The 14,508-nt window shown below is 30.3% G+C and carries 11 protein-coding genes; 5 read left to right on the forward strand and 6 right to left on the reverse strand.

The genetic code is table 11. The annotated features are described in order from the left end of the window. Positions 1-50: 50 nt before the first annotated feature. The gene (locus tag L1S46_RS24405) at positions 51-581 is read left to right on the forward strand and encodes a nitroreductase family protein (protein WP_238901219.1); all 531 of its coding nucleotides are present in this window, start codon (positions 51-53) and stop codon (positions 579-581) included. A gap of 88 nt (positions 582-669) precedes the next feature. After that, positions 670-1,296: a flavodoxin family protein gene (locus L1S46_RS24410; protein WP_012060680.1), complete on the forward strand. Its 627-nt coding sequence runs from the start codon at positions 670-672 to the stop codon at positions 1,294-1,296. 222 nt (positions 1,297-1,518) lie between these two features. Here the strand turns inward: L1S46_RS24410 and L1S46_RS24415 are convergent, their stop codons facing one another. Beyond that, a complete protein-coding gene (locus L1S46_RS24415) occupies positions 1,519-2,889 on the reverse strand; it encodes a glycoside hydrolase family 1 protein (protein WP_238901220.1) in 1,371 nt (456 codons plus the stop codon). Positions 2,890-3,047: 158 nt separating this feature from the next. Between L1S46_RS24415 and L1S46_RS24420 the strand changes: the two genes are divergently transcribed. Further along, positions 3,048-3,737, forward strand: coding sequence for a GntR family transcriptional regulator (locus L1S46_RS24420; RefSeq protein WP_238901221.1), 690 nt, complete (start codon positions 3,048-3,050; stop codon positions 3,735-3,737). 226 nt (positions 3,738-3,963) lie between these two features. Here the strand turns inward: L1S46_RS24420 and L1S46_RS24425 are convergent, their stop codons facing one another. The 3 genes from L1S46_RS24425 to L1S46_RS24435 all read right to left on the reverse strand — a co-directional run bounded on the left by L1S46_RS24425 (position 3,964) and on the right by L1S46_RS24435 (position 9,490). Then, positions 3,964-5,439, reverse strand: a complete 1,476-nt coding sequence (locus L1S46_RS24425; protein WP_238901222.1) for an amino acid permease — start codon at positions 5,437-5,439, stop codon at positions 3,964-3,966. Positions 5,440-5,717: 278 nt separating this feature from the next. Further along, positions 5,718-7,037: an MFS transporter gene (locus L1S46_RS24430; protein WP_077829109.1), complete on the reverse strand. Its 1,320-nt coding sequence runs from the start codon at positions 7,035-7,037 to the stop codon at positions 5,718-5,720. A gap of 215 nt (positions 7,038-7,252) precedes the next feature. Then, positions 7,253-9,490: an FAD-dependent oxidoreductase gene (locus L1S46_RS24435; RefSeq protein WP_012060685.1), complete on the reverse strand. Its 2,238-nt coding sequence runs from the start codon at positions 9,488-9,490 to the stop codon at positions 7,253-7,255. A 413-nt stretch (positions 9,491-9,903) separates the two neighbouring features. Here L1S46_RS24435 and L1S46_RS24440 point away from each other — a divergent pair, with 413 nt between their 5' ends. Further along, complete coding sequence (locus L1S46_RS24440) at positions 9,904-10,686, forward strand: AraC family transcriptional regulator (protein ID WP_012060686.1); 783 nt, start codon at positions 9,904-9,906, stop codon at positions 10,684-10,686. A 169-nt stretch (positions 10,687-10,855) separates the two neighbouring features. On the opposite strand, the gene L1S46_RS24445 is transcribed toward L1S46_RS24440, so the two are convergent. Continuing rightward, entirely contained in the window at positions 10,856-11,893 is a 1,038-nt protein-coding gene (locus L1S46_RS24445) for a nucleoid-associated protein (protein WP_012060687.1), read from the reverse strand. 203 nt (positions 11,894-12,096) lie between these two features. Further along, complete coding sequence (gene nagE / locus L1S46_RS24450) at positions 12,097-13,533, reverse strand: N-acetylglucosamine-specific PTS transporter subunit IIBC (RefSeq protein WP_012060688.1); 1,437 nt, start codon at positions 13,531-13,533, stop codon at positions 12,097-12,099. 408 nt (positions 13,534-13,941) lie between these two features. On the opposite strand from nagE, the gene L1S46_RS24455 reads away from it, so the two are divergent. Then, positions 13,942-14,457, forward strand: a complete 516-nt coding sequence (locus L1S46_RS24455; protein WP_238901223.1) for a PTS glucose transporter subunit IIA — start codon at positions 13,942-13,944, stop codon at positions 14,455-14,457. The last annotated feature ends 51 nt before the right edge of the window (positions 14,458-14,508 follow it).

Genomic DNA, 14,508 nt, shown 5'->3' on the forward strand with positions numbered 1-14,508 from the left:
ACTAAGTTCATTTAACTAAGTATAATAATTTATAAAAGGAGATTTTAACTATGGAATTACTGAAAGCAATCGCAATGCGTAAATCTACTAGAAGCTATAAATCTGAGCAAATCAGTGATGAATCTTTAAATACTATTATTAATGCTGGCTGTGCAGCACCAGTAGGGATGGGTGCATATAACTCAGTTCATCTAACTGTTATTCAAAATTCCGACTTATTAGATAAAATTACAGCAGTTACTGCAAAAGTATTTGGAAATCCAAATATGAAACCATTTTATGGTGCTCCTACATTAGTAATTGTTTCTGGGAAACCAAATGAGAAAGCTCCAGCTATCGAAGTAGCTAACGCTGCATGTATAGTTGAAAACATGTCTCTTGCTGCTACTGATTTAGGAATCGGTAGTGTCTATTTATTAGGTTTTCTATTTGCTCTTTCTAGTGATAAGGATCTTCTAAAAGAATTAAACTTACCAGAAGGTTTTGTACCAGCAGCTGCATTAGCATTAGGTTATCCAACTGAACCTCTAACAAAAGAAAAAGACTTAAAACAAACTATTCAAATAAACACAATAAAATAATAATTAAGACATAACATGAACTTCAATTCAATAGTGGATTATTAAAAATTTCATATAAATTTGTTCGATTAAATAGTGAGGTGTGAAAATGAAAGTATTACTTATTAATGGTAGTCCAAAAGCTAAAGGATGTACCTATACCGCTTTATGTGAAGTAGCCGGTGAATTAGAAAAAGAAAATATTGAAACAGAAATCTTTCAAATAGGAAATAAACCTATTAGTGGCTGTATTGGTTGTGGTGGCTGCTATAAAAGTGGTGAAGGCAAATGCGTATTTAGTGATGATATCGTAAATATCGCTTTAGAGAAAGCAAAAGAAGCTGATGGATTTATATTCGGTTCACCTGTTCATTACGCAGCTCCGTCAGGTTCAATTACATCTTTTTTAGACCGATTCTTTTATGCTGGAAATTGCTTTGCACATAAACCTGGTGCTGCAGTTGTAAGTTGCCGTAGAGGTGGGGCTGCTTCAGCTTTTGATCAATTAAATAAATATTTTACTATTTCGAATATGCCGGTTGTTTCTTCTCAGTATTGGAATATGGTTCATGGCAATACTCCTGAAGAAGTTAAACAAGATTTAGAAGGAATGCAGACAATGAGAATGCTTGGCAAAAATATGGCATGGCTTTTAAAATCCATAGAAGCTGGTAAAAAAGCAGGTATTTCATTACCTGAAAGTGAACCTAGAGTTGCAACTAATTTTATTAGATAACTCTATTTTAGAAAAAGGATTTAATAAAAGATGTATTTTCTTAACTTTTATTAAATCCATCTTACACTTATCAATTAATTAAATATATATATTACAATTAAGCTTCTGTACTCTATTTTTAATTTATTGCTTCTTTATTAAAGTTTTAAATATAAACATACTAACACAACATATAACTTCTTTAACTATACTATATTTCTAGTTTCTACCTTAATCCCTATCTTATAATTGTTTCCCGTTAGTAGAAATTACATTTTTAAACCACTCAAAGCTCTTTTTCTTATACCTTTTTAAATCTCTCAAATCTGATTCATCACGATTTACAAATATAAATCCATACCTTTTTTTCATCTCACCTTGTGAACTTAAAATGTCAGTGCATCCCCAAGTTAGGTATCCTATAACCTCAACGCCTTCTTCCATAGCTAATTTCATTTGCTTTATATGTGCTCTCAAATAATCTATTCTATAATCGTCCTCTACAGTTTTATTTTCATTCAATTCTTCTCTAACACCAATCCCATTTTCAGTTACAAAGATTGGCATTTTATATCTTGCATATATCTCTTTTAAAGCTATTCTAAAACCTATAGGATCAATAGCCCATCCCCATTCATTTTTCTTTAATATTGGATTTGGTGTAATTCCCTTTATTATACTCTCCTCATCTTCCGGATCATCTTTTACAGTTGAACTTTGATAATAACTAAATGTCAAATAGTCCACTGTATTTTCTTTTAATAACGCTTCATCTCCGTCTTCGAATATTGGCTTTATGTCTCTACTTTTCCACCTACTTGTTATATATGTTGGATATTTACCATTAACAAATACATCAAAATAGAGATCATTAAATAGCTCTTTTACTTTTAAGTTTGCTAATGCATCTTTAGGTTTACATGTCATTGGATATGTTGTCATATAAGTAACCATTCCACCCATTTTTCCATCTGGAATTATTTTATGCATCAGTTTAGTTGCTTTAGCATGAGCTATAAATACATTGTGACATACTTGATAAGCCAAAGCTTCTTTATTAACATTATTACTTACTTTTACTCCCCACAACTCCAAACGTGGAATAACTAAATTTTGTTCATTGAATGTTATCCAGTATTTTACTTTGCCTTTAAATCTCTCAAATACTACTCTTACATATTTCTCAAATAAATCTACAACCTTTCTTGATGCAAACCCATTATATTTTTCTGCTAACGCCTCTGGTAAATCAAAATGGTATAGTGTTATAACTGGTTCTATTCCATTAGTTAATAATTCATCAAATAAATCATTATAAAATTTTATCCCTTCTTCGTTAACTTCACCTTCTCCATCTGGAATAATTCTTGTCCACGAAATACTTGTACGATAACTATTTATTCCTAGCTCATTAAACAATGCTATATCTTCTTTATATCTATGATAGAAATCAATGGCTACTTCCCAATTAGAAAAACCTTCTTTTATTTCTCTTTTATCTACTATAGAAATTCCTTTTCCACCTTCATTCCATGCTCCCTCACTTTGAAATGATGTAACCGCACTTCCCCAAAAAAAATCATCTGGAATTATGCTTTCATTTTTTTTATTCATAAATTACCATCTCCTCTTATCTTTATATAAAACATTTAATACTTTAATCACATTTTATATTTATTAAACCTAACTTTCATCACCTGTCTATACAACAATTTTTTTGATTATGCTATAATATACTTAAATATTTTGTGTTTATTACGAGGTGAGTAAATTTGAAAAGTGATTATATTATTAACGACTTGATTGAAAAAATTACTTCTGGAAAGCTTTCAGTATCATCTCGTATTCCATCTGAAACTCAGCTAGCAATCAAATATCAATGTAATAGGCATACTATAAGAAAAGCAATAGCTCATTTAATTGAAAGGTCATATTTGATTAAATCAATTGATGGCTCAACTTATGTTAATGATGTTAATCATTATAATAACAGCATTCTTTTTTTATCCTCTCTTTCTGATTACTACAATTCGGATAATATAAAATCAAATGTTAATGAATTTAAACTTATTGATTCATCTGAGAAACTTAGCAAATTATTGCAGGTAGAAGTAAATTCTCATGTTTGGCTTATAAAAAGAGTTCGTTATATAGAGTCCCATCCTATTCATACAGAAGAGATTTACATGCCATACTCCCTATTTCCAAACCTTAAGACAGAAGATTGTGAATCTAGTTTACTTTCGTATATTGAGTCCCAATATGATTATAAAATTAGTCACGGTATTAGAACTGTGAGCCCTACAAAATTAAATGAATATGAGAGTAATTTATTAGATTTACCCAATGAGTCTGTTGTAATGCAGATTGAAAATATAGGGTATTTGACTAATAGTAGAATATATGAATATTCTATAAGTAAATCTAGAGAAAGTAAGTTTCAATATTATTGTAGGCGATAAAACTAATATTGTATAAATCCGTATTATTAAAAAATTTAGAATAAAAATATCCTTCAAATACTTAATCCCAAAGTTAAGCATTTAAAGGATATCTTTATTTTATTTACTATATATGTTCTAAAAATCTAATTTACTAATATTTATCTTAGACTATCAGATACCATCTCAAATAATTTTGTAAAGAATGAATTATATTATTTAGAAATTATATTTTTTTCATTTTAATCTATTTCTTACTACATTTTTTACATTGGCTTTTTTGATTATTATTTCGCTTTGATTCGTTGTCATCTGCAACTTCTTCTGAAAATTCTGTCATCAGTTTTGAACGGTTCATTTTATTGCTAACTCTTGCATAGCTATTTTTATTCTTTTCAGTGTTCCTAAAATATTTCATTATCATATAAATTGATGAAAATAGAGCTATCATTATCAGTCCTACTATAAGTCCTGGTGCTTGATCAGATATAAGAGGCATACTAAAAATAACAACAATCATACTTATTAGTCCAATCCAAGATGTATACGGAAATCCAGGCATTTGACATTTCCCATCTGGAGGACATCCATTTCTTTTACGGAATCTTATATGCGTTGCCATAATTACTGCGTAAGTAAAAAGTAGCGAAAATCCACTTGCCGTTACTAGAAACAGATATATTCTAGGAAATAGTAACCCAAATCCTAATCCTAAAAGCATTGAAATTCCGGAAAATACTATAGCCTTGTAAGGAATATCACCTTTATCCTTCAAAAACTTAGGAGCATCACCTTCATCTGCAAGTGATCTTAGCATTCTTGCAATCCCAAACATAGAAGCGAGAGATGCAGAAAGTATAGCTGTAATAAGTACTAAATTAATTACATTTCCAGCCCATGTAATTCCCAATCTATCAAGAGCCGCAACCATTGGACTTATATTTTCGCTTAAATCTGCGGTAGGAATTAAAGGAAGTAATGCTATAAGAGAAATTATGTAGAGTGATATAAGACTTACAACTGTATAATTAATTGCTTTTGGTATTGTTTTTCTTGGATCATCAGCTTCTGAGGCTGCTAATCCTATTATTTCAAAACCAGCATAAGCAAATACTACTATAAGCATTCCTCCTGCAATACCTCCTATGCCACTTGACATAAAAGGCTCTCTCATAAGCTCTCCTGCTCCTACCGCTGTTCTTCCCGGAATTATTCCAGTAACAAGTAGAAAAGATATAATTATAAATGAAATTATTACAAAAAGTTTTATAGCTGAAAGACCACTAGTGAGCTTACTTAATTTATCAGCCCCTAAAAGATTAAGCAAAGTTACACCAACAATAATTATAGTTCCTCCTATAGCTATTGATATATTCGGAATCCATTCATTCAATAAAATTGATACAGCAGTAGCCTCACTAGACATTGAAAGCACCATACCAATCCAGTAAACCCAGCCAACAACAAATCCTGTTCCAGGCCCAAAAGCTTCTGATGCAAAAGTCCTAAAAGATCCTGAATGTGGATTTGCAACAGTCATTTCAGATAAAGCATAAAGTATAAAGTATACTAAAATTCCTCCCAATATATAGGATATCAAAACAGATGGTCCTGCAGCATTAATAGCCACCGCTGAGCCAAGAAAAAACGATCCTCCTATTATGCTTCCCAAAGCCATCATTGTGAGCTGCCAAGCAGATAATCCTTTGTTTTTTTTCTTCATAAATATTCTCCTCCGTACTAAAACACCTAAGAAAGCAAATAAAAGTATTTGCAAATTTCTTAACGATGTACTAAATAACTTCTAGAATATTATTCCTCAAAATTCATATAACATGTACTTTATCTAAATATAAAATTTTATATCTATTATTTTATTTAAAATAAGTTTTAAATATGTAAATTAAATCTATCTAAAAATAAAAGATAAAAGTTAATGCTGGTAACTAGCACTAACTTTTATCTCATCCAAAATTAAATGTAAAACTTAATTATTTAATTCTAATTATTTTCTTCTATTTTTCCTACTATAAATATATATGATAATGCTCCTATTAAAGCTAAAATACCTATCAAAGCTATTGCTGGAGTAAAATTACCTCCTGATACAATAATACCTATCACGATTGGAATTACTATTGATGATAATGCTCCAGTGCAGTTAAATACCCCACCTGCTAATCCAACTAAATTTTTAGGTGCCAATAATGATACAAATATCCAAGTAATAGTTGCTAGCCCATTGCCGAAAAATGCTATAGCCATGAACATTACTATTAATGGAGTGCTATCAACAAAATTTGCTCCAATTATAGTTGTTGTTAATAATAATCCAATAATTATTGGGGTTTTCCTTGCTACTCCCATAGAGACTCCCTTTTTTATAAGTTTATCTGATACAAAACCTGAAACTAAAACTCCACAAAATGCAGCCAAATATGGTACTGATGACACAAAACCTGATTTTATAAAACTTAAATGTCTATATTCTACAAGATATGTTGGAAACCAGGTTAAGAAAAACCAAAATGTTGATGATATAGTGAATTGACCAATATATATTCCTATAAGCTTACGGTTAGAAAACATCATCTTTAAATCACTAAATTTGAATTGAGATTTTTCCTTAGCAGTCGAATTATCTACATCCTCATCTTCTACTATACCTCCACCTTCTTTGATATAATTTAGCTCAGCATTATTTATACGTTTACTTTTACTTGGATCTCTGTATAATGCATACCAAACAATTGACCATGCTATCCCTACAAGTCCTGTAAGTATAAATAAGAATTTCCAACCAAACTTATCCTCTAATATAAATAGTAATGGACTTACAAATGCCAATCCAACAAATTGAGCTGAAGAGTATATTGCAATAGCAGATGCTCTTTCATTTGTAGGAAACCAACTTGATGCCACTTTATTGCTTGCTGGCATAACTGGTGCTTCAAAACATCCTATAGATAAACGTAAACCTAAAAGTGATCCAAATCCACCTACAATACTTTGTAACAATGTAGCTAATGACCATATAAATAAACTACATGCATATACAACACGAGGCTTAAATCTATCAACTAAGTATCCGCTAGGTATTTGCAATGCAGCATATACCCATCCAAACGCTGAAAATATTAATCCCATTTGAACAGTTGATAATTTCAAGTCTTTCGACATATGAGATGCTGCTACAGATATATTTGAACGATCCATATAATTTATTACTATATTTATAAATATTAGAGCTAATACTAAGTATCTTACTCTAGTTGGCTTCTCTTCAGTTAAATTAGTCTTATAATTATTATTTATATTCATACTCTTTATTCCTTCCTATCTTTAAATAAATTATTCTCTATTTAGACGAATTAAAGAAAATAGCAGTTCCAAAATATTATTATTATTTTTAATCCTAATACATAGTAGCTTGCTCTTACCTCTGGCCTTGTGATAATTTTCTGAAACAGTATAGTGGAAAATAAGCTTGTAAGATTGACTTGCTATTTTCTAATTGCGCCTTCTTAAAGCATATCTTAGTATACTCTTACCTCAATTATCTCAGCTTTCCTGCATCCATTTGTTGATTCAATGGTAACTCTAATTTTATTTGCTAAAATCTTACCTATATTTTTAAATATTTCTTTTCGCTTACGATTATTTTTCTTAGATGCAATAACTTCCCATTTGTTATCCTTCCATATGGAAACCTTATAATCTTTTACTAATTCAGGCATTACAGAAAAATCAGTGTAATGATGATGAAGATTTATAAGATCTTCGTTTACATCATCGTTAAATGTAATATGAATTTCGTTAATTTCAATATCATTTTCCCATTCAAGTTGTATCCACTCATCTGTATCTTTAATATCTTCTGATATCCACATATGAGGACCCCCATAAGGTCTTGAGTAACCATCTATAATTTTACTAGGAGAATATGCATTTGTTTCACCATGAATTCTAAAGCAAAATTCTTTTCTAGCCATTTCTTTCATAGACCACTCAACAATTGGATTTATACCAATATAATCATCAAGATTTGTATTTTCTATAGCCTTTTTAGTAAATGAAAGTACACCTGTTAATTGTTCATAAGATAAATGTATTGTAACTTTATCATTAGCCTTTACAACCAAAAATAGATTTCTTGCCACTTCTGATTCTAATACAAAGTCGCTCTTAACCCATTGATTTCTTCCTTTTTCCACTTGTACTTTTTTCTTCTTCAAAAGATTTTTAGGAATATAGTTTTCTGCTCTGCCTGTATCCCAAAGTTCTACTTCCAATGTAGTCTGTTCTAAGCTAGAAATTAGTATTTCTACATCTTCAACTCTGTTTTCTATTGGAAATAAAATTCCTATATCTGTAGTCAACCTATATTCATCGTTAGAATTTACGACTTCAATTTTCTTTAATAATGTAGATGCCATAATAGCTGCTGATCTAGCCTTATCTTTCATGTCCTCATTTTTTATTCCTATAATAGATCCATCTTGTCTTAATAAAATCTGCTGTAATTTCTTTATATGCTTCATATATAAATCCCTAGGAATAATTTTGTCTTCTACACACATTGCTGCCGCTAATCCAACAGCTTCTCCTATTGTAGCGCAAGTTGCCATAACTCTAGTTGCTCCAAAAGCTATATGTGATGCGCTAATATTTCTTCCAGCAAACATCAAATTCGATACGTTTACAGAATATGTGGAACGAAACGGTATATGAAATACTCCATCAGCTTGTATATTTCTCGAGCCACAGCTTTCCTCATATATTCCTTTCTCAGGATGAAGATCTATTGACCAACCACCAAAAGCTATTCTATCATCAAATTCGGTCTGTTCAATAATATCATTTTGATTTAAAACGTAATCTCCTATAAACCTCCTATATTCTCTTTTACCTGGAATTGACCCAACCCACTCTAATGTTAGATTGTCTGCATCATAATTTCCCGAATTTTTTATATAATCCCATATTCCATATACTAGTGTCCATAACTCATCTCTTATTATTTCATTGTCTTTTACTATATCAACTTCTCCGCCTAGTTCTATCCACCAATAGCAGCAACCTGAGTCATTGGATTTTATAACTCTATTCTTTGGAATACTGGTTTTACTTATATCTTTTGCAAAATTAGGTGGAATAAATTTAACTGGATGTCCAGCATCTTTAGTATAAAATAATATAGTACTTCCTAATAAAATTTTATCTTCTTTTTCTGGCGCCAATAATTCATTATATTCATATCTTGATTCTCTCCCTAAATTATATTTAGCACCAGCTAATGCTCCAATAAATCCATCTCCGGAACAATCTAGATATACCTCACTTTCAAATTTTGTCTTAGTTTCTGATCCAATTGTCCACCCTGTCACAGATTTTATTTTATTTTCTTTTTCTCCTTCAATTACATCGATTTCTGACACTTCTGTATTTAAAAATAAAGAAATATTTTTTTCATCTTTTACCTTTTCTAATAGTAGCATGTCCCAAAAATAGGGATTTCCATCTGGATTGCGATACTGATTTTCTAAAAACAATTCTCCCATAATTCCAGTTTCTCTGGCATATCTGTTTACTCCATGTTTTGTTGCTCCACATACCCATACACGAATTTCACTACTAGAATTTCCGCCTAAAATTCCGCGATTTTGTACTAAAGAAACACTTTTACCATTTCTAGCAGCAGAAATAGCTGCACACACACCTGCTAAACCACCACCTATTACGGTTATATCCTTTTTTACATTTTTGTAATTCATAATTCGCTCCCTTTATAGATATATTAATCCTAAATGTCTACATCTATTTAGTGTTTTAATATTTACAATGCATTGTATTATTTTTTCATAATCAGCTTTATAGGAAGACTATAGCTTATCCCACCTCTTACTGATTATATCTTTATAATATATTAGGGTGCTGATTTTTTGAATTCACTAACGTATCATCTGCATATACTTTATTTCATATATTTGATATAACAATTATTATTTACACAAAATATAAACATCTAAAAAAGGAATATTTGTAATTCACATACTCTGCAATCAAAATTTCTATATAAATACAGATATAATTACTTTAATTATTTTTTAAATGTTTACATTTCACTTCTATTTTCTTATAATTCTTCTATGGCATAATCTTCTTAGCTCTTAAAGGAGGCTTATTGATGTTTGATTTAAATAATCTTAATGTAAATATTAATCAACATATTTTTTGGGATAAAAAAGAACATTTTCTATTGGATGAAGACATAGATTCGAACTGGGTACTTTACGCTATTGAAGATGGTGAATGCAGTTACGAAGTTGAATCTCATAAAGGAAAAGGTAAATTTGGTGATATTGTAATTTGCCCACCTGGAATGATTTTCAAAAGAGAGGTCATTACCACTCTCACATTTCACTTCATAAACTTTTCGATAAATTCTGGAGATGATACTTCATCTTTTCCAGTTGGTAAAATATCTGTATCAGATTTAAAAAGACTCAATAATATGTACTACTATTTAAAACTATACAGCCATAATAACAATATTGAATTAAACCAATGGAAAAGCTCATTGATAAGCGATATTCTGAAATTATATTATATAGAAACACAGTATAGCAGCTCCCCAAAAAACTTTGTTCAGGATGAAATTATAAACTATTCATTAAAGTACTTAAATAAATATGCTTATGAATCCATTAAAATCAAAGATTTTTCAGCTTCACTGGGACTTAGTTCTGTTCAGTTTACTAGACGATTTCACAAGTGTATAGGAACCACTCCTATTGAATATATAACTTCTTTAAGATTAAGAAGAGCTCAAGTATTATTACTCAGAACCGAAGATACATTAGATTGTATTGCTTCCAAATGTGGGTATGATAACGGATTTTATCTTAGCAGGGTCTTTGCTAAGAACTTAGGGATATCGCCTTCTGATTACAGAAAAAAATACCGGTAATAAATTCATATAAAATAAGAATCTAATATATTTATATGTGGGTTGCACAATATAAATATATTAGATTCTTAAAAACTTGCTGTTAATCAGCCAGCACAAAATAAACTATTTAGAGCATTTACTTTCTCAAATATAAAGTAAATAGCAACAAATCATAGAGCCTAGCTATCTACTTTTCTATATAATTAATCACATTTTTTACTATTAAATTAATAGTTCCATCGCCGTTTCTTTGTATCTCAAACTTGCTAGGGTCGTGGTATGTCTCTTCATTTATATACAAATCAATTTGTTTATCAATATTAAGTCTAACTCTTTTTAGTTTTTTCTCAACCCAAGTTTTATCCACAGCTACTTCTTCTTGCAATCCTTGTTGTTTTATATAAGTTGAAAACTCTTCCTTCGCTTGAGGGTGATCATTAAATAATTCAGCAGAAAACTCCTCTATATTAATAGAGTCTTCTTCTTTTAATTTAGTTTTTATTGCAGTCCTAATCTCTTCTGCTCTTCCTGCATCATTTGTAACATTTTCTCTAGTCCAGTTTTCCGCTGCTTTTACAAAAGTTTTGGTCATATCTCTTTCATTTGTAACAATGCTTGCACCTAAGAATGTGTTTATAAAATAATTTGCTCCATACTCATCTTCCTTACTACCTTTTTGCTTATCTAAAATCATTAAGTTATATTTATCCTCTTCTATAATTGGTTTAATAAATGCAGCTTTTTGAATTCTTTGCCCACTTCCTGGAAGTCCTGCTGCTTGAGGTACTATCCCTATACCTATTTTCTGATCTATAAATTGAACTTCATGAGTAAAATTTTTAACATAATCCATCTTAAGTATTCCTATCATTGGACCTTGATCTGTAGTTAGAGACACTATTATTAAATCTCCAGATGGGATATTCACATTTCCTTTCATTATTATGAATAGCTGCCTAGCTAATTCTTTAGATAGTTTAACTAAATTATTGTCTACTCCAGTCAGATAATCCTGGGATACTTCTTTAACTATGTTTCTTTCTGGATTAAACTTTCCATATTTAAGTTCTTCATCCTTAAAACATTTTTCTAAATGTTTATGTAAGAAAAAATATATATCTTCATTTAATTCCAAACTATACTCGTTTAAAATAGGTTCTTCCCCATTACTATCTAATATATGAATAACTGCTTCATTTATATTAATCTCATTTATGTATTCCATATTTTCACCACCAAATAAATTTATACATTAGATATTATAAACTTTAAGTAAATTAAAAAAAAGCCTTAAAGCATACAAAAAAAATGGAAAAGAGTCTGATATAAAACTTAATTTCTTATATCATCAATCTCTTTTCCACATTTTTAAATATTCTTAATTTATTAATCAGATAATTTTCCTAATCTAATTATTGATCTTCAAATTTACTTACATAATTTTTTAAATTCATCTGCTACAAATTGCACCTGTGTTCCTACAACAACTTGTACGCTTGTTTTTCCTGGTCTTATTATTCCAGATACACCTGCTGATTTAATAACTTTTTCATCTACAGCAGCTTGATCTTTAATTTCTAAACGTAATCTAGTTACACAATTATCTATAGATACTACGTTTTCTTTTCCTCCAACACCCTTTAATATTACAGCTGCCACTTGAGTATAATCATTATTCGCAAGTTTTACATTTAGTTCTTCAGCATCATCATCTTCCCTACCAGGTGTCTTTAAATTAAATTTTGTAATTGCAAAACGGAATGTTACATAATAGATTACTGCAAATACTAAACCTATTGGGATTAACATTATTGGATTTTCTGCCATAGGAGCTTTGAAACTTAAGAACCAATCTACAAATCCAGCACTAAAGTTAAATCCAGCTCTTACTGGTAATAATGTACATACAAATGCTGAAATTCCTGTTAATCCAGCATGAAGAACATATAAACCTGGAGCTAAGAACATAAATGCAAATTCTAATGGTTCTGTAACACCTGTGAAGAATGAAGATATTGCTGCTGCTAATAATAAACCATATACCGCTTTCTTCTTCTTATCTTTAGCTGTATGGTACATAGCTAATGCTCCTGCTGGTAATCCAAACATCATTACTGGGAAGAATCCAGTCATATACATACCAGTTACTCCTTGTGTTCCTTTACCTGACCAGAAGTTACCAAGGTCGTTAATTCCAGCTACATCAAACCAGAATACTGAGTTTAATGCATGGTGAAGACCAAATGGTATTAATAATCTATTGAAGAATGCATAAATACCAGATCCAACTGCACCTGTTGATACAATAGCTTCACCAAATGCTACTAATGCACCATAAATAAGAGGCCATGCAAAGAATAATACTATAGATGCAACTATTGAATATGCTGCGGTTACAATTGCGACACATCTTTTTCCACTAAAGAATCCCAATGCATCTGGTAATTTAACACTTTTAAATCTGTTATAACAGGCTGCACCTATTAAACCTGATAAAATACCAATAAATTGTGTTTGAGTTTTAGCGAATGCTGGCGCTACCTCTTTAACATCAATCCCCTTAAACATTGCTACAGCTCCTGTAGATAATAATGTTGTAATCATAAGCCATGAAACAAGTCCTGCAAGTCCTGCTGTACCGTCATTATCATCTGACATTCCTACACCTACACCAATTGCAAACAAAATTCCCATATTGTCAATTAAAGCACTACCTGCTTTTAGCATAAAAGCTGAAGCAATGTTATTTGCTCCCCAGCCTGTAGGGTCAAGCCAATAACCAAGACCCATTAAAATACTTGCAACGGGTAAACAAGCTACTGGAAGCATTAAGGATTTTCCTAATTTTTGTAAATACTTCATCATAATAATATAATTCCCCTTCCATAATAATTAATAAAATTTATTTTAAGGATTGTTATATCCCTAAATGCATTATAATTCTTATGGACATGTATCCTTTTCAGCAAATAAAAAAGCTGAAAAGGATAAATTATATTATCCCTTTCAGCTAATGCCCTGATTTAATCGGTTACACGCCAAAGATCGTATTCTTATACACTCATATTATTCTATTTTTATTCTATAGTCAATACCCTTTTTTATTTTTTTATTGTTGACACTAATTGTATGAAATAATATAATTAGTACATAAATGTGTTACTGTTTAATCAGGCATAAGTTTGCGTAATTCGGAAACTTATGCTTTTTTATTACCAATAAATAACAGAATGAAAGGAAGTGACTGTTCCTGTTTAATCGGGAATATTAAGTATGTTTAATTTTTTTAAGAAAAATTCAAAGGACTCAAATAAAGAAGCAAAATTAGTTGCACCTATAACTGGTAAAACAATAGATTTATCAAAAGTACCAGATAAAGTTTTTGCAGAAAAAATGGCTGGAGACGGGCTTGCAATAGATACTACTGGAGATACAGTAGTTTCACCTGCTGACGGAACCTTAACATTAGTATTTAATACAAAGCATGCATTTGCAATTACTCTTGATAATGGAGCTGAGTTATTAGTTCATATAGGTATCGATACTGTTTCTTTAAATGGTGAAGGTTTTGAACAATTAGCTAAAGCTGGAACTAAAGTTAAAGCTGGGACTCCAATTATAAAAATAGATAGGGATTTTATTTTAGGAAAAGGTTTTTCTTTGATCACTCCAGTCCTTGTTACAAACATGGATATAATCAAGGATTTAAATTCAAATATTGATAAAGAAGTTGTTGCTGGAGAAGATGAAGTAATTACTTTTACTTTATATAGGTTGTTGAATAACTAATTTTTACAAATGGTTATTTAAGAAAATATTCTTAGAAATTATATATTCCAA

This window comes from Clostridium sp. YIM B02500 (assembly GCF_022324665.1).
Taxonomy (GTDB): Bacteria; Bacillota; Clostridia; order Clostridiales; family Clostridiaceae; genus Clostridium; species Clostridium beijerinckii.